17 protein-coding genes are annotated in these 17,196 nt (G+C 55.1%); 7 read left to right on the forward strand and 10 right to left on the reverse strand.

What is annotated here, in order from left to right; genetic code table 11:
- Window positions 1-572: 572 nt before the first annotated feature.
- From BMI79_RS24155 to puuD, 5 genes are all read right to left on the reverse strand, one after another.
- Window positions 573-737, reverse strand: a complete 165-nt coding sequence (locus tag BMI79_RS24155; protein WP_125828506.1) for a YnfU family zinc-binding protein — start codon at window positions 735-737, stop codon at window positions 573-575.
- 378 nt (window positions 738-1,115) lie between these two features.
- Window positions 1,116-2,396 (reverse strand): NAD(P)/FAD-dependent oxidoreductase, encoded by a 1,281-nt coding sequence (locus BMI79_RS00425; protein WP_076939872.1) that lies wholly within the window; start codon window positions 2,394-2,396, stop codon window positions 1,116-1,118.
- A gap of 10 nt (window positions 2,397-2,406) precedes the next feature.
- Complete coding sequence (gene puuC, locus BMI79_RS00430) at window positions 2,407-3,903, reverse strand: aldehyde dehydrogenase PuuC (RefSeq protein ID WP_076939873.1); 1,497 nt, start codon at window positions 3,901-3,903, stop codon at window positions 2,407-2,409.
- Between the two features lie 15 nt (window positions 3,904-3,918).
- The gene (puuR, locus tag BMI79_RS00435; RefSeq protein WP_076939874.1) at window positions 3,919-4,476 is read right to left on the reverse strand and encodes an HTH-type transcriptional regulator PuuR; all 558 of its coding nucleotides are present in this window, start codon (window positions 4,474-4,476) and stop codon (window positions 3,919-3,921) included.
- A complete protein-coding gene (puuD, locus tag BMI79_RS00440) occupies window positions 4,473-5,234 on the reverse strand; it encodes a gamma-glutamyl-gamma-aminobutyrate hydrolase (protein ID WP_076939875.1) in 762 nt (253 codons plus the stop codon). The genes puuR and puuD overlap by 4 nt, the downstream gene beginning before the upstream one ends.
- Before the next feature lie 238 nt (window positions 5,235-5,472).
- On the opposite strand from puuD, the gene BMI79_RS00445 reads away from it, so the two are divergent.
- From BMI79_RS00445 to BMI79_RS00465, 5 genes are all read left to right on the forward strand, one after another.
- Window positions 5,473-6,891, forward strand: coding sequence for a glutamine synthetase family protein (locus BMI79_RS00445; protein WP_076939876.1), 1,419 nt, complete (start codon window positions 5,473-5,475; stop codon window positions 6,889-6,891).
- Window positions 6,892-7,019: 128 nt separating this feature from the next.
- On the forward strand, window positions 7,020-8,390 hold the full coding sequence (locus BMI79_RS00450) for an APC family permease (RefSeq protein ID WP_076939877.1): 1,371 nt from the start codon (window positions 7,020-7,022) through the stop codon (window positions 8,388-8,390).
- A 91-nt stretch (window positions 8,391-8,481) separates the two neighbouring features.
- Window positions 8,482-9,375: an aromatic amino acid DMT transporter YddG gene (gene yddG / locus BMI79_RS00455; RefSeq protein ID WP_076939878.1), complete on the forward strand. Its 894-nt coding sequence runs from the start codon at window positions 8,482-8,484 to the stop codon at window positions 9,373-9,375.
- A 70-nt stretch (window positions 9,376-9,445) separates the two neighbouring features.
- Window positions 9,446-9,718 (forward strand): hypothetical protein, encoded by a 273-nt coding sequence (locus tag BMI79_RS00460; RefSeq protein WP_076939879.1) that lies wholly within the window; start codon window positions 9,446-9,448, stop codon window positions 9,716-9,718.
- 363 nt (window positions 9,719-10,081) lie between these two features.
- Complete coding sequence (locus BMI79_RS00465) at window positions 10,082-10,957, forward strand: nucleoside-specific channel-forming protein Tsx (RefSeq protein WP_076939880.1); 876 nt, start codon at window positions 10,082-10,084, stop codon at window positions 10,955-10,957.
- Window positions 10,958-11,026: 69 nt separating this feature from the next.
- On the opposite strand, the gene BMI79_RS23955 is transcribed toward BMI79_RS00465, so the two are convergent.
- The 5 genes from BMI79_RS23955 to hutC all read right to left on the reverse strand — a co-directional run bounded on the left by BMI79_RS23955 (window position 11,027) and on the right by hutC (window position 15,040).
- A complete protein-coding gene (locus tag BMI79_RS23955; protein WP_167370507.1) occupies window positions 11,027-11,194 on the reverse strand; it encodes a hypothetical protein in 168 nt (55 codons plus the stop codon).
- 438 nt (window positions 11,195-11,632) lie between these two features.
- Window positions 11,633-11,845 (reverse strand): hypothetical protein, encoded by a 213-nt coding sequence (locus tag BMI79_RS00470; protein WP_076939881.1) that lies wholly within the window; start codon window positions 11,843-11,845, stop codon window positions 11,633-11,635.
- Between the two features lie 281 nt (window positions 11,846-12,126).
- Window positions 12,127-12,927, reverse strand: coding sequence for an N-formylglutamate deformylase (gene hutG, locus BMI79_RS00475; RefSeq protein ID WP_076939882.1), 801 nt, complete (start codon window positions 12,925-12,927; stop codon window positions 12,127-12,129).
- A complete protein-coding gene (gene hutI, locus BMI79_RS00480; RefSeq protein ID WP_076939883.1) occupies window positions 12,924-14,144 on the reverse strand; it encodes an imidazolonepropionase in 1,221 nt (406 codons plus the stop codon). Before hutI ends, hutG begins: the two co-directional genes overlap by 4 nt.
- A 140-nt stretch (window positions 14,145-14,284) precedes the next feature.
- Window positions 14,285-15,040 (reverse strand): histidine utilization repressor, encoded by a 756-nt coding sequence (gene hutC, locus BMI79_RS00485; protein ID WP_076939884.1) that lies wholly within the window; start codon window positions 15,038-15,040, stop codon window positions 14,285-14,287.
- Window positions 15,041-15,216: 176 nt separating this feature from the next.
- Between hutC and BMI79_RS00490 the strand changes: the two genes are divergently transcribed.
- Window positions 15,217-16,587, forward strand: a complete 1,371-nt coding sequence (locus BMI79_RS00490) for a formimidoylglutamate deiminase (RefSeq protein WP_076939885.1) — start codon at window positions 15,217-15,219, stop codon at window positions 16,585-16,587.
- Window positions 16,587-17,147: a HutD/Ves family protein gene (locus tag BMI79_RS00495; protein WP_076939886.1), complete on the forward strand. Its 561-nt coding sequence runs from the start codon at window positions 16,587-16,589 to the stop codon at window positions 17,145-17,147. The genes BMI79_RS00490 and BMI79_RS00495 overlap by 1 nt, the downstream gene beginning before the upstream one ends.
- Window positions 17,148-17,196: the final 49 nt, after the last annotated feature.

Here is a 17,196-nt window from a genome sequence, read left to right on the forward strand (position 1 = left end):
GGTCGCTAGAACAGGCAGGCTACAAACGCTGAGTGCAGAGGCAATAATTAAGTGAGATAGTTTCATTTATTAATTCTAATCAGCGGGTTTTAACAAGGTGCGAAAATTGATAGTAGTGTATTGAGTCTAACTGTTTGATAAAAAATAACTTACGCTCTGCTCACATGCGCCGTGATAACAGCATATTGTGCAATGTTATTTTTCAGGGGCATTAAGCTCTTTGCCCCTGGTTATAATATCATCTCGTGCCGAGTGCTCAGCCGTAATATTTACTTTCCTATATAGGAGTTGTTCAAATCATAATCCATCTTTGCGGGTTAGGTGCGCCTATCTCTATCAATGGCAGTATTATTAAAGTGCACAATGGCGATCGGTTAATCTTTATTGCGATATGGCTCGTTCACATTAACCAATCAGCACCTAAGATGCTGCCAACAGTTACCGTTCGTGCACGACTGTCAGTGGCATCACATTGGCCACTTTATTTCAACCTTCAGCCTGGGCAACAGCATTTTGGAAGTAAGACTGCGGAGGATAAAGGGCTATTGTCGCAAAAGACGTGCAACAATGTTTTAGTCTTCGTTCTTACGGAAATAATGCCCGCAGTGAGGGCAGATCATCGTGATATTTTTGTTCAGCTTCTGGCGGCTTTGCGACGAAACTTTATTGCATTTTGGGCAGGTGACATTGGCGGATGATGTATCACTGAACATCTTGAGGGCATCGAGGAGAGACATATCTTTCACCGGGTAGATGTGTGGTGAAGGCAGTGTACTCCGTTCGAGAGGGGATAGCTCACTATTGTTCAACGCACGGATTGGAATCGTGAAGCTTGCCTGATTCTGCTGAAATCGAAGTGAATGGCAATCAGCCAGGAAGAAGAAAAAAGCCCCTGCAAAGAGTGAGGGGCAAGTACAACAACACCAGGGAAATCGGTGATCCTTGATATGTGCTTACTATATGATTTTTGAGACGATAGTACATCAAAATATCGATGCAATATTGCATCATAATGATGAGTTTTTTTGTATAAAAGCTCCCTAAGCCATCATCAAGATCAATTATTGATCTTGATGTCGATTGTTTAATCAGGCTAATGTCAGGAGCTCCTAGGCTTAAACACCGATGCGATCGCGTAACGTGTAGTAGGCGGCGCCGATGGCGGTGAACGGGATCTGCAAGTTACGTCCACCAAAAAATGGCAGGTGCGGCAACTTGGCAAAGGCGTCGAAGCGCTCGGCATCGCCACGCATCAACTCGGCAATTAATTTGCCCGCCAGATGAGTACAAGTCACGCCGTGGCCGCTGTAACCCTGCATATAGTAGACATTATTTTCTAACCGGCCGAACTGTGGCATGCGCGACAGCGTCAGCAGAAAATTGCCTGTCCAGCGATAGTCAATACGGACACCTTTTAACTGCGGGAAGGTTTTCAGCAGTTTGGGGCGGATAAGATTGTCGATATCGTCGGGATCGCGCGCGCCATACACCACGCCACCGCCATAAAGCAGGCGGTTATCGCCGGTAATGCGGTAATAATCCAGCAGGTAGTTACAGTCTTCCACGCAGTAGTTTTGCGGGATTAAAGAGGCCGCGACTTCTGGTGCCAGCGGCTCGGTGGTTACCACTTGGGTGCCGCACGGCATACTGCGCTTGGCCAAGCGGGGTTCCAGTTTGTCACCCAGATAGGCATTACCGGCAACGATGACATAGCGCGCCGTAACTTGCCCGTTGGCGGTGCTGACCAGCGCGGGTTCGCCGTGGCGGATATTAGTGACTGCCGACTGTTCGAAAATCCGCCCGCCTTGCAGGCGAATGGCTTCGGCTTCCCCCAGCGCCAGATTGAGTGGGTGAATGTGGCCGCCGCTGTGATCGAGCAGGGCGCCGACGTAACGATCGCTGGCCACTTCCTGGCGGATCCGTTCGCCATCCAGCAGCTCAAGTTGCGTATTGCCGTACCGTTCCCAGTTCTGTTTCTGCTCGATCAGGGCGTGATATTGCTTATTGTTGAGCGCGGCAAAAATGCCCCCTGGGCGATAGTCGCATTCAATGGCGTAACGTTTAATGCGGCTGCGGATAATATCGGCCCCTTCAAACATCATGCTGCCCAGCATGCGGGCGCTTTCTGCACCGTAGCGCGCCTCAATCACGTCAATATCGCGGCTGTAGGAGTTGACCAACTGCCCGCCATTGCGGCCGCTGGCCCCGAAGCCGATACGTGCAGACTCCAGCACGACCACGTTATAGCCGGCTTCCACCAGAAACAGTGCTGAAGACAGGCCGGTATAGCCGCCACCGACGATACAGACGTCGCATTCAATCGATTCATTCAACTGCGGATAAGGCTGATGAGCATTGGCCGTCGCCGCATAATAGCTTTTTACGTGTTCAGTCATGATGCAGTCCTTATTCCAGAGAAATCCAGGTGGTTTTCAGTTCAGTAAATTTATCCAGCGCATGCAACGACTTGTCGCGCCCGTTGCCGCTTTGTTTGTAGCCGCCGAAAGGCACGGTCATATCGCCATCGTTGTAGTTGTTAACGAACACGGTGCCTGCTTTCAACCGCCGAGCCATACGGTGGGCACGGGAAAGATCGCGCGTCCAAACGGCGGCCCCTAGCCCATATTCGCTGTCGTTGGCCAGTTCCAGCGCCTGCTGTTCGCCGTTGAAAGTGGTCACCGCAAGCACCGGGCCGAAGATTTCGTCGCGCGCTACGCTCATGGCGTTGTCTACCTGGGTAAGAATGGTCGGGCCGAGATAGCCCGGCTGGCTGCCTTGCTTGTGCTCGCGGCCATCAAGTAATAGGGCGGCCCCTTGCTCCAGCCCCTGCTCAATATAGCCAACCACCTTTTCGCAATGCCCTTGGTCGATGAGCGTACCCATGATGGTTTGTGGATCGAGCGGGTTACCGGGCTCGAAGGCCGCCGCATGCTTACGCAGTGCCTGGAGGAATTCCTGCTGGATGCTTTCTTCCACCAGCAAACGCGTACCGGCAATGCACACCTGGCCTTGGTTGTAGAAGATACCGGCAGCAGCGCCCTGCGCGGCTTTATCCAGATCGGGGCAATCGGCGAAGATGATATTGGCACTTTTGCCGCCCGCCTCGAGCCAGACGCGTTTCATGTTGGATTCACCGGCGTACTTCATCAGTTGCTTCGCCACCTGGGTGGAACCGGTGAAGGTGAGGGCATCCACGTTCGGGTGCAGAGCCAGCGCTTTACCGGCATCATGCCCATAGCCTGGGATCACGTTCAGCACGCCGTCCGGCAGCCCGGCCTGCTGCGCCAAGGCGGCCAGATAGACCGCCGTCAGCGGTGATTTTTCCGAAGGCTTCAGCACCACGCTGTTACCGGCCGCCAGCGCCGGGCCTAGTTTCCAGCAGGCCAGCAGCAGCGGGAAGTTCCAGGGCACAATTGCACCCACCACGCCTATCGGTTCGCGTTGGATCAGCGCCAGTGCATCGTTACCGGTGGGGGCGATTTCACCATAGACTTTGTCGATCGCTTCTGCGTACCAGCGCATGCAGCGAATGGCACCGGGAACGTCATCACGCAGGCTGTGGCGGATGGGTTTACCGGTGTCCAGCGTTTCTAACAGGGCGAGCTGTTCATGATGTTCTTCCATCAGCGCCGCCAACTTCAGCAGCGTCGCTTTGCGCTGGGCGGGTGCAGCCTGTGACCAGTCGCCACGCTCGAATACTGCGCGGGCGGCCTGCACCGCCAGATCGATATCTGCCTGGCTGCCGCGTGCCATCTGCACTAGCTCACGCTGGGCAGCGGGATCGTTTACGGCAAAGGTTTCCCCTGCGGCAGCCTGTTGGTAACGGCCGTTGATAAACAGCCGGTTTTCAATCTTCAGGGCCTGCGCCCGTTGTTGCCAGTACTGCAAGTGGTGGAAATCCATACCTTGCTCCGTTAATCAGAAGGTGGTCGGCGTGTGGGCGCTGATAATCCGGCACACCCGCGCCGACGTGTTGCTGAAACTGTGGGGAATACCGGTATTGATGGTGTAGCTCTGGCCCGCCTGCAGGTGATAGGTCTGCCCGTTCACCTGCAGCATGACTTCGCCTTCCAGCAGGGTACCGATCTCTTCCCCTTGATGTTTAAGACGTTCGCCGGTGGTGGTCCCCGGCTCATAGGTTTCGATCATCATCGCCAACGTGCGGTTTGGGTCACCGTTGTGGATCAGTTTCATCGAAACCCCTTGGCTGCCGATCTCAATCAGGTCTTCATGGTTAATGACGATCTGCGGTTCATCCGGTTTTTCCGGTTCGGCAAAGAAAGCCGACAGTGACAGCCCATATACCGTCAGTAACTTTTGCAGCGTACTGATGGCCGGGCTGACTTTATCCTGTTCAATGGTGCTGATAGCGCTGTGCGTTAATCCAGACAGTTCGGCTACCCGGCGCTGCGACAACCCTAATTGCTGGCGGATCTGTGATAAGCGTTTCCCCGGTGCCAAGCTGACGTCGCTCATAGGCGTTTTTCCTTCTGATAATTCTGGCAAGCGGTAATGAATCCCTCAAACAGCAGGCGGGATAGCGCGTATTCGTCACTGTTCCATTCCGGGTGCCACTGCACGCCCAGCGCAAACGGCTGATCGCGGATGCTGATGGCCTCTACCAACCCGTCGGCGGCATGTGCTTCGATGCGTGCGCTGGGGCCGAGGGTTTTGGCCCCTTGGCCGTGCAGGGAGTTCACCCAGAAGCGGTTGCAATCTGGCAGCAGTTGCGCCAGCAAGCCGCCATCCTGAACGATCACCTCATGGGCAGGAGCATATTGCTGTTCCAGCGGCAGATCGTGATCTTCGCGGTGTTCAAGTAACTCAGGTTGTTCATACAGGCGGCGATGCAGAGTGCCTTGGGTGGCGACCACCATTTCCTGCATACCGCGGCAAATGGCGAAAAGGGGAATGCGCCTGTTGAGCGCCAGGCGGATCAGCGCCAGGCTCAATTCATCTCGCCCAGGATCGGCGTCAGGCTCATCGCCGTTTTCACCATAAAGGTGCGGCTGCACGTTGCTGGGGCTGCCCGGCAACAAAATGCCGTCGAGATGTGGCAGTAGCTCTTCCAGCATTTCCGGCTCTGCCAGCGCATGCGGCAGGGCGATGGGTAACCCACCAGCGGATAAAACAGCATTCAGGTACTTTTCTTGCAAGGTCTGTGTGAGGTGTTGGTTTAACCTATACCTGCACATCACCACGCCGATGATTGGTCTGTTAAATATATTGCCCATAATGACCTCTAGGTGTGTTCGAAATTATGACCGATATATCAAAATATCGCCTTTTCTTGCTCAATATTACCTAAATCTAGCAGCGAGGTGGACAATATTCAAACCAAAAGTAACACTTGCAAAACAATTTTGTTGCATCTATGTTTCATTGGTGGACATTATATTGAGCAAGATGGTCAATAAACATCGAAGGCAATAAGTGTGAGAACCACAGACCAAACACAATGACGGGTGAATCATGCAAACCAACATCGTAGAAGTGGAAAACTTTGTGCAGCACAACGAAGAAAGGCGAAGTAGCGCGTTCCAGCGCGAAGTGAAGAAGTATCTGGAACGTTATCCATTAACCCAGCATGTCGATGTTCTACTCACCGATCTCAACGGCAGTTTCCGTGGCAAACGTATCCCGGTTGGTGGCTTAAGCAAGCTGGAGAAAGGCTGTTACTTCCCGGCCTCGGTGTTCGCGATGGATATTCTTGGCAACGTGGTGGAAGAGGCCGGGTTAGGGCAAGAATTGGGTGAGCCAGATCATATCTGCGTTCCGGTCGCCGGAACCCTGACGCCGTCGGCGGCCGATCCGGAATATATCGGCCAGGTACTGCTCACCATGCTGGATGAAGATGGTACTCCCTTTGACGTTGAACCGCGTAATGTGCTGAACCAGGTGTGGCAGCGTTTGCGTCAGCGCGGGTTATCCCCCGTAGTAGCGGTAGAGTTGGAGTTCTATCTCATCGATCGTCAGCGCGATGCCGAAGGTTATCTGCAACCGCCGTGTGCCCCCGGAACCCAGGAGCGTAACACCCAAAGCCAGGTGTATTCGGTGGATAATCTCAATCATTTTGCCGACGTGCTGAGCGAGATAGATGAACTGGCACGCCTGCAAGGGATCCCGGCCGACGGCGCGGTGGCGGAAGCCTCACCCGGCCAGTTTGAGATTAACCTGCATCACACCAGCGATGTACTGCAGGCCTGCGATCATGCGCTGGCGTTGAAACGCCTGGTGCGCATGGTGGCAGAGAAGCACAACATCCAGGCCACCTTTATGGCGAAGCCTTATGAAGAGCACGCAGGTAGCGGCATGCATGTGCATATCAGCATGTTGGATCATCAAGGTAACAACGTGTTTGCCGACGACGACGGCGAAGACTCGGCGCTGCTGAAGCAGGTGCTGGCGGGGATGATTGCCCTGATGCCGGCTTCTATGGCGCTGTTGGCACCCAATGTGAATGCCTATCGCCGTTTTCAACCCGGCATGTATGTGCCAACGCAGGCATCCTGGGGCCATAACAACCGCACCGTCGCACTGCGCATTCCCTGTGGCGATCGCGATAACCACCGCGTGGAATACCGCGTGGCGGGGGCCGATGCCAACCCTTATCTGGTGATGGCCGCGATCCTCGCGGGCATGGTTTACGGCCTCGACATCTCATTACCGCTGCCTGAACCCGTGACCGGCAACGGACTAGAGCAGGAAGGTTTACCGTTCCCCATTCGCCAGAGCGACGCCTTGTATGAATTCGAACACCAACCGGTGCTGCATGCGCTGTTGGGGGAAAGATTCAGCCACGTTTATCTGGCCTGCAAGACCGATGAGCTGGTGCAGTTTGAACGGCTGATCACCGAAACCGAAATCGAGTGGATGCTGAAAAACGCCTGAGGCGTTCAGCCTGATCCCATCGCGCGCCCGGCGCATTCCCGCGGGTTACCTGTGACCCGGCGAAGCCGTGCGCAGCGGTGACTTCTTTCTTCCAACTTGGCGTACAGGACGCCGGTGAGGAAAATCCCATGACGATAAGTGCCATCGACTGTAATGGCGCGGGCAAACCGCAACTGCGTAAAACATTAAAACTGTGGCAAGTGGTAATGATGGGTCTGGCGTACCTGACGCCGATGACGGTGTTTGACACTTTCGGCATTGTTTCCGGCGTCACGGATGGCCACGTTCCGGCCTCTTATCTGCTGGCACTCGCTGGGGTTCTGTTTACCGCCATCAGTTACGGCAAGCTGGTGCGCCAGTTTCCCACCTCCGGTTCTGCCTATACCTACGCGCAAAAGGCGATTAACCCGCACGTTGGGTTTCTGGTCGGCTGGTCGTCGTTGCTGGATTATTTGTTCCTGCCGATGATCAATACGCTGTTGGCGAAGATCTACCTCACCGCACTGTTCCCCGAGGTTCCTCCCTGGGTGTGGGTGGTGGGCTTTGTGGCGATCATGACGGCAATCAACCTGAAAAGCGTCAACGTGGTCGCCAACTTCAACACCTTGTTTGTGCTGGCCCAGGTAGCGATTATCGTGGTGTTTATCTTCCTGGTGGTGCATGGTTTGCACAATGGCGAAGGGGTGGGGACGGTATGGAGCCTGAAGCCTTTTGTCAGTGAAAACGCCCATCTGGTGCCGATTATTACCGGGGCGACCATTCTCTGTTTCTCGTTTCTGGGTTTTGACGCCGTCACGACGCTGAGTGAGGAAACGCCGGATGCCGCCAGGGTGATCCCGAAAGCGATCTTTCTTACCGCCTTATATGGCGGCGTGATCTTCATCAGCGTGTCATTCTTTATTCAGCTGTTTTTCCCCAATATTGAACGTTTCAAAGAGCCCGATGCGGCGTTGCCAGAAATTGCGCTGTATGTGGGCGGTAAACTGTTCCAGGCGATCTTCCTCTGTACCACCTTTATTAATACCTTGGCCTCCGGCCTAGCTTCTCATGCCAGCGTCTCACGGTTGCTGTATGTGATGGGGCGCGATAACGTATTTCCGGAAAAATTCTTTGGTTATGTGCATCCTAAATGGCGCACGCCAGCGCTTAATGTGCTGATGGTGGGGCTGGTCGCGCTTTCGGCCATGTCCTTTGATCTGGTGACCGCGACCGCGTTGATTAATTTTGGCGCGCTGGTAGCGTTTACCTTCGTTAACCTTTCGGTGATCAGCCATTTCTTTATCCGTCAGGGGCGCAACAAAACCTGGAAGGACCGTTTTCACTTCCTGATCCTGCCGCTGGTTGGGGCGCTGACCGTCAGCGTGCTGTGGCTGAATCTGGAGAAAAGCTCGCTGACCATGGGGCTGATCTGGGCGGCTCTGGGGTTTGCTTACCTGGTGTACCTGACCCGTCGCTTCCGCCAGCCGCCGCCGCAGTTTGAGCGGCAACCGCAGCAGTAATCTTCCAAGGCGGGGCGATCCCGCCTTTCTTTTTGCCTTTCAGGCCAGTAGAGTGAAACCCCGAAAAAACCGATGATTGGATCCTATCCTGATGCCTGCGTTATCCGTATCCCATAAAGCAACCTTGTTTGGCCTGCTGGCTATTGTGCTGTGGAGCAGCGTCGTCGGCCTGATCCGCAGCGTCAGCGAAGGGTTGGGGCCGGTAGGCGGCGCGGCGATGATCTACAGCGTGGGAACGTTGTTTTTGCTGGTGGTGATGGGGATCCCGAAACTGCGTGAATTTCCCCGCTCTTATTTGATCGTTGGCAGCCTGCTGTTTGTGGCGTACGAGATTTGTCTTTCGCTGTCGTTGGGTTATGCCAGTAACCGTATGCAGGCCATTGAAGTGGGGATGATCAACTATCTGTGGCCCTGCTTTACCGTGCTGATGGCGATCTTGTTTAACGGGCAGAAGGCCAGGTGGTGGGTGATCCCAGGATTATTGCTGTCACTGTTGGGCATTGGTTGGATCATGAGCGGTGATGGGGGCTGGTCAGCGGCACAAATGCTGGCGAATGTGCGCAGTAACCCGCTGAGTTATGCGCTGGCATTTAGCGGCGCGGTGATTTGGGCGGTTTATTGCAACGTTACCAAGAGAATTGCCCAAGGCAAGAATGCGGTGGTGCTGTTTATTACGCTGACTGCGTTGGCCCTGTGGCTGCAATATCCGTTCAGCAACGAAAGCGGTATGCATTTCACCCTGCCAGTCACCCTGGCGTTGCTGTCTGCCGGGATCGCCATGGGGGCGGGTTATGCGGCATGGAATGTCGGCATCCTGCACGGCAATATGACCTTACTGGCCACGGTGTCTTACTTCACGCCGGTGCTGTCGGCGGTATTTGCCGCCGTGGTTCTGAGCACTTCGTTGACCCTCAGTTTCTGGCAAGGAGTCGCGATGGTCACGACGGGGTCGCTGATTTGCTGGCGTGCCACGCGTGCAGGTTAACCCGATGATTCGCGAAGCAAGGGATTTCAGCTAATCTCAAATGAGGTGTTCTGCCTGAAGGAACGTGAAAATGAGGAATGATATTCAGTTTATTCAGCAACCTGCGCTTGATGGGCACAGCTTCAGTACCGGCGATATGGTGCGCCTGACCACCGCGAATCTTTTGCATGAATACCAGTTGGATGTGGTTATTCTGCGCCGTGACGATAAGCTGATTTATGGATCAGTGGTGGTCGCAGCACCCAAAACCGACATTCCGGTAGGGCGTTGGGAAATTGCTCAGGGGGACGAGGTGGTCTTCCGGCAGGAAAATATTGCCAAGGCGGTTCTCGGCGCCCGCTAACTTCCCGTTTGAACCGTGTTTACTCTCGACTTAAAGCCGACCAGAACCGTCGGCTTTTTTATGCCATTAAGCCGGCACCGGGTGAGTTTTCAGGCCTGTACGCAAATCGTGCTGATGATGTTTTAAAAATCACCTAATATGATGTCCATCACATTGAATGTGAATTTCAATGAAAAATAATTTTAAAAACGAGAGGGCAATCGATTACCTTAATGGCGAATAGTTCACTGGATCACAGATTCTTACACCCAGTGGTTTCTATAATGCGCGCGTCGTCCAGGCAGTAAGCTGCCGTTCGTCAAACCAGACTCATTGTCGTCTTTCTAACGGGCAGCAATCGCCCTTTAAGCATGTGGTAATAAAATGAAAAAAATCGCTCTCGCAGCAGGTGTGCTTCTCACTGTCTCTTACAGCACATCGTCAATGGCGGCCAGCAATGATAGCCAGTTCGTTTCGGATTGGTGGCACCAGAGTGTCAACGTGGTGGGTAGCTACCATACTCGTTTTGGACCACAACTGAACAATGACGTGTATCTGGAGTATGAAGCTTTCACCAGGAAGGATTGGCTGGATTTTTACGGTTATGTCGATGTGCCAAAATTTTTTGGTACCGGCAATACGCCTAACCGGGGGATCTGGGACAACGGCTCACCGCTGTTTATGGAGATTGAACCGCGTTTTTCGATCGACAAACTGACCGGTGCCGATCTGAGCTTCGGACCATTTAAAGAGTGGTATTTCGCCAACAACTATATCTATGACATGGGCCGCAACAGCGCATCACGCCAGAGCACCTGGTATATGGGGCTGGGAACGGATATCGAAACGGGCTTGCCTATCAGCCTGTCGATGAACATTTATGCTAAATACCAATGGCAGAACTACGGTGCTGCGAATGAAGACAGCTGGGATGGCTATCGTTTCAAAGTGAAATACTTTGTGCCCCTGACCCAGATGTGGGGAGGGAACCTGAACTATATCGGTTTCACCAACTTCGACTTTGGCTCCGATCTGGGTAAAAACGACTTCAGCGTCAATGGCCGCCAGGCGCGTACCAGCAATTCTATCGCTTCCAGCCACGTTCTGGCGCTGAATTACGATCACTGGCATTACTCGTTCGTCGCCCGTTACTTCCATAACGGTGGTCAATGGCAGGACGGGGTTGATATCGGTACACCGCAGGGCCCAATCAAATCTACCGGCTGGGGTTACTACGCGGTTGTCGGTTATAACTTCTGATTTTCCGTGGTATCAAACAGTAAAAAACCCCGTTCAAACGGGGTTTTTTATGTCCATTACAATGTCGAATCAGCCGGGTAAATGTTTAACCGGCATGACCAATTTCCCTTTGATGACATAACACTCATTATTGATCCATTTGAGTATTTGATCACGGCTCACCCCTTCAGATCGTGCATAGCGATAGAGATCGCCATTGAAGTATCGCGTGATATATTCCATAAGGGTCATTTGCATGGCTGTAACTCCTGAACGCCCACCCGTTGCCAGCCTGGCCACCGCGGGAGGTTAAGGTTTGTGAAGGTAAAACTTAAGTTATTACTAATAAAAGCTCAATAAAAAGCACGAAAAATAACGATAGACTATAAAAAGAAATCCCGCACGGGAAGGCGGGAAATAATGCGTATTATCATTTTTAGATAACATAAAATGGTATTTTGAGGTGCAACGAAAAAGAGCACGCTAACTCTTTTTGTGACCGCCACAAGGTACTGGATGGCCTATTTTGCTGCAAGCGAAACCTGCGGCTTTCCTTCGGTTTTTATGAGCTGTGATGTGGTCTGGGTGTTTTTTCAGCATTCGAGCATTAATAATCACTGTGAATATAAGGTGCCGTACCGCGGGTGAGAACAGGGCACCTGGCGCTCAGGTTAAAGGTGCACGCTGATGTCGCGTTTAAAGGTTAATACCCGGGCTGCGGTTGGCGATCAGCTCCACGCTGTAACCACGAAAATGCAGGCCGGCCAATCCCGCACAGATCTCTGCTTGAGTGGGGCTGCTGTCAAACAGGGTAATAGCCCCACCGGGTTCGCCTGCTCTTTGCCAGTCGGCCAGCAGCCGGGTGGCCACGGTCTGCGCAGCGCGCCGGTTGAGCGGGGTGTCAAACATAGTTGCCTCCAGAGCGGATGATGATTCCCGTTTGGCTCCAGGTAGCGGAATACGCAGGTCTGAACCCGATCTGAAGCGCGTCGGATTTTGTCGCGTACGGCAACACGCGTAGGCCACTGTTTTGTGCGCTGTGTCGATGGGGGCGTTATCTTTCCGTCAACATTGCAAGGTAGTACACAAATCCTAGTGATAACAACAGATTCAGAAAAACGGTCGGGCGCTGGGTAATGGATGATACGTAACAGCGTCGGCGCATCAGGTGCACCGACGCTGAAAGAGGGCTAAGCCTGCTGTTCACCCCAGGCCAGCATGCTTTCAACCATCTGCTGCAGCAGGCGCTGTAGCGGCGCGGCGCGCGTGGCGTCGAAGGCAAACGGAAACTGTTCTGACATGTAATTGACCTGTGCCAGCTCCAACTGCACCGCATGCTGTTTTTCCTGCGGCTGGCCATAGGCACGGGTGATGTAACCGCCCTTGAAGCGCCCGTTGAGCACATGGGTAAATCGCTGTTGCTGTTCACAACAGGCGATCAAGCGATCGCTCATGGCACTGGCGCAACTGGCACCGCTGTTGGTCCCCAGGTTGAGATCCGGCAGCTTGCCGTCAAACAGCCGCGGTATGACGGAAGCGATAGAGTGGGCATCAAACAGCAGTGCATAGCCGTGTTGGGCTTTCAGGCGCGCCAGTTCGTGTTGCAGCTGCTGGTGATAAGGCTGCCAGAGGGCTTGCAGATAGCCCGCCCGTTCTTCGTCGCTGGGGGCAAGATCGGGCAGAAAACTCGGGCGGCCATCGAACAGCACATCCGGGAACAGGCCGGTGGTAGCGGTGGTGTAGAGCGGTTTGTCGTCTGCAGGACGGTTAAGATCGATCACAAAGCGCGAATAGTTTCCGATCAACATACTGGCCCCCATCTTGCGGGCGAAATCGTACAACCGGGGAATATGCCAATCGGTGTCCGGCAACGGGCGCGCTTCGTCGGTCAAACCGCGCTCAACGGCTGGCGTCAGCCGGGTACCAGCATGGGGAATGCTGATCAACAGCGGCAGGTTACCGCTCTGGAACTCAAAGGGATCGCGAATCATTGACGTATTTCTCCTCGGAAAATCACCGTGCAGGGCAGTTGGCCGCCCAACCAGTAGGCCAGTTCTGCCGGGCGGGCAAGCGGCCAGTGAACAAAGTCAGCCACCTTACCCACCTCCAGCGAACCATGGCTTGCCTGCAAGCCCAGCGCTTTGGCGGCATGCAGCGTCACACCGGCCAGCGCTTCCTCCGGCGTCAGGCGGAACAGCGTACAGGCCATATTGATCATCAGGCGTAATGACAGCGCAGGCGAGGTTCCGGGGTTGGCATCGCTGGCGATCGCCATCGGTACGCCGTGTTTACGGAACAGATCGACCGGCGGGCATTGGGTTTCACGCAGCAGGTAATAAGCGCCCGGCAGCAGGACCGCCACTGTGCCCGAGGCGGCCATGGCGGCAGCGTCTTCTGCGCTGGCGTATTCGAGATGATCGGCCGAAAGAGCGTGATGGCGCGCGGCCAACGAGCTCCCCCCGAGGGCGGAGAGCTGCTCGGCGTGTAATTTGACCGGCAAACCTGCCTGTTCAGCAGCCTGAAACACGCGTTCGACCTGGGCTGTGGAAAACGCCAGATGCTCGCAGAAGGCGTCTACCGCGTCCGCCAGGCCCGCTGCCGCCGCTTCTGGGATGATGGTTTGGCAGACCAGATCGATGTAATCATCGGCCCGCCCGGCGTATTCCGGCGGCAAGGCATGCGCCGCCAGGCAGGTGGTTTTCACTTCAACCGGTAACCGTTCGCCTAGCTGACGTGCCACGCGCAGCATCTTCAGCTCGCTGTGCGGCGTTAGGCCATAACCGGATTTGATCTCTACGCAGGTTACGCCTTCCGCCAGCAGCGGCCGCAGGCGAAACAGCGCCTGCTCAAGTAATTGTGTTTCTTCAGCGTCACGCGTTGCTTTTACCGTGGAGATAATGCCACCGCCTTGTGCGGCGATTTCCGCATAGCTTACGCCATTTAAACGCTGTTCGAATTCACCGCTGCGGTTGCCGCCAAAGACCAGATGCGTGTGGCAATCGATCAGGCCAGGGGTAATGATCCCGCCGTCAAAATGCACCGTTTTAGCCGCCGCCAACACCGGCATGGTGGCCTCTTCACCCATCCAGACAATCTTGCCGTCGCGCACGGCGATCGCGCCATTGCTAATGATGTGATATTTGCCGTCGCGCATGGTGACAATATCGGCGCCGTGCCACAGGCTGTCGCAGTGGATCTCAGACGTCATGGTGTTCCCGCTCCCACATGGTTGTATATACAATTAAAACCAAGCTAGCGCATTCGTCAGGCTGCGACAAGAGAGGGGATAAAATTTGTTATGAGAATGTGATAACGCACGCAGCGGGGCCGAGCTTGCCCCGCCGAGGTTCAGACCTGATTAGTAAAACGGCCAAACAGCTGGTAGCGGCTGCCCGGGTACAGCAAACGCGCGGAAGTCACCACCGTTTTGCCTGACCAGGTGCGGCGATGGATCAGCAGACCCGGCTCATGGTCTTCCAACTGCAGCAGTTCACGTTCGCGCCGCGTGGGCATCACGGCTTCTACGATGTGCTCACCGGCGGTCAGCGGGGCGGCCTGGGTCAGATAAATATAGGGAGTGACCTGATCGAAATCCTGCTTCATGTAATCCGGTGCTACCAGTGGATTAACGCAGCGATCTTCTATCTGCACCGGGACGCCATTCTCGTAATGCACAATCTGCGAGTAAAACAGCGGCTGGCCAGGCTGAATACCCAACGCAGTGGCTTCTTCATCGCTTGCCGGGCGGGCTTTCAGCTCCAGGATTTTGCTGCTGTGGTGGTGGCCGCGTGCGGCAATTTCGTCGGCAATATTGTGCACTTCCAGCAAGGCGGTGTGCGCTTTCGCTTCGGCGACAAAGGTGCCAACCCCCTGCATGCGGATCAAAAAACCTTCGCTGGTCAGTTCGCGCAAGGCGCGGTTGATGGTCATACGGCTGACGCCGAGTTCGGCCACCAGTTCACTTTCAGAGGGAACGCGCTGGTGTGGTTGCCAGTGGCCCGCGCGAATTTGGCTCACTATCGCTTGTTTGACCCGTTGATAGATCGGGGCAGGTGTGTCGCTCATTGCGGCAGCCAGTTGTAGCACGGTCTGTTGATCTACCACGACGTTAACCTCGTCAAATAAAAAAATAATAACATCAGTTTACTGTTGATGTCGGCATATGTATATGTATATACAAGTAGGGCCAGTTCACCCAATGAGTGATATTGGTTCACAAATTTTTTACGTATGCGCCTGCCGCGCTTTCTTAGCTGTTACACCTACTTTGGAATACTGCTATGCCTGCTTACTTTGCTCCTCGCGCACTGCTCCCATCCGGTTGGGCTCACAACGTGCGGCTCGATGTTGATGCGCACGGCCAACTGACCCAGATCACTCCGAATGCCGAACCTACCGGCTGCCAGCGTTTGCACGGTGACGTGGTGCCGGGTATGCCAAACCTGCATTCGCATGCTTTCCAGCGTGCGATGGCTGGGTTGGCCGAGGTGGCAGGCGATCCGCAAGACAGTTTCTGGACCTGGCGCGATCTGATGTACCGCCTGGTGCAGCGCTTAACCCCAGAGCAGGTTGAGGTGATAGCCCGTCAACTGTATATCGAAATGCTCAAGGGCGGCTATACCCAGGTGGCAGAGTTTCATTATTTGCACCATGCGCCAGACGGTAAAGCCTATGTCGATCGCGGTGAAATGACCGGCCGCCTCAGCCGGGCGGCACAACAGGCGGGGATTGGCATGACGCTGCTGCCGGTGCTCTATAGCTATGCCGGTTTTGGCGCTCAGCCCGCGCAAGCGGGGCAAAAACGCTTTATCCAGGATGTGGAGAGTTATCTGGCACAGCAGCAGACCATCGCCCGCCAGCTCGCGGCGCAGCCGTTGCAGAACCACGGTGTGTGTTTCCATTCGCTGCGTGCGGTCGAACTTGGCCAGATGCAACAGGTGTTAGCTGCGTCCGATCAGCATTTGCCAGTGCATATTCATATTGCGGAGCAGCAGAAAGAGGTCAATGACTGCCTGGCGTGGAGCGGCCAACGGCCAGTTGCCTGGCTGTATGAACATTTGCCGGTGACAAGCCGCTGGTGCCTGGTGCACGCCACCCATCTGGATCGTGAAGAGTTGGAGCAACTGGCGCGTAGCAAAGCGGTGGCCGGGCTGTGCTTAACCACCGAAGCCAACTTGGGTGACGGCATCTTCCCTGGCGATAGCTATCTGCACCACCAGGGGCGGTGGGGCATTGGTTCCGACAGCCATGTTTCATTGAGCGTGGTGGAAGAGTTGCGCTGGTTTGAATATGGTCAACGGCTGCGCGATCAGCGCCGTAATCGGCTGACCACGCCGGAACAGCCAGCGGTGGGCGATGTGCTCTATCAACAGGCGTTACAGGGTGGCGCACAGGCCTGTGGTACGGCGATCGGCCAACTGGCGGTGGGATATCGCGCCGACTGGCTGGTGCTGGACGGCGACGATCCTTATCTGGCGGCGGCAGCGGAGGCTTCCATCCTCAACCGCTGGCTGTTTGCCGGCGGCAAAGAACAGATCCGCGACGTTTTTGTCGCTGGCCGCCAGGTGATCGAACAGGGGCGCCATGCGCTACAACAGCAAAGCAGCGCCGAGTTTCTGCAAGTGCTGAAAACCTTCCAGCAGGAGGCATGATGAACCTGAACCGTTTCGATTTTGCCAGCCTGTTGGTTAGCCCGTGGCGCAACGGCGGTGGTGAAACCCGTGAAATCACCAGCCAGCCGCCGGGCAAGGCCGATTTTGATTGGCGCGCCAGCATCGCGACGATTGCGCAAGATGGCCCGTTCTCAGCTTTCCAGGGTATCGATCGCTCCATCACTTTGCTGGAAGGCGATGGCGTGCATCTGCGCAGCGCGGGCCTGATCGATCACCGCTTGCAGCATGTGGGGGAGCCGTTCGCCTTTTCCGGTGATGCGGCGCTGGAGGCGTTTCTGCTCGGAGGCAACAGCCAGGATTTCAATATTATGACGCGGCGCGGACGCTGTAGCGCCGATGTGCAGCGTATCACGGCGGAAACGATCGCCCCGGCGTGGCATGCGGGCGTGCTGTACGTGTTGCAGGGCGAGTGGCAACTGGAGGACGGCAGTTGGTTGGGGCAACGCGAGGGCTGCTGGTGGCAACCGCAACAGCGTGCGCTGCGTTTTTCGCCACGCGAAGGGGCCGTTGCGCTGTGGGCAGAGATCACTGCCCGCTAGAGTCTGCGCTTAAGTTATGGGATTATCAGGCTTTCTATCCCAGACAGAG

The organism is Serratia oryzae, assembly GCF_001976145.1.
Taxonomy (GTDB): Bacteria; Pseudomonadota; Gammaproteobacteria; order Enterobacterales; family Enterobacteriaceae; genus Chania; species Chania oryzae.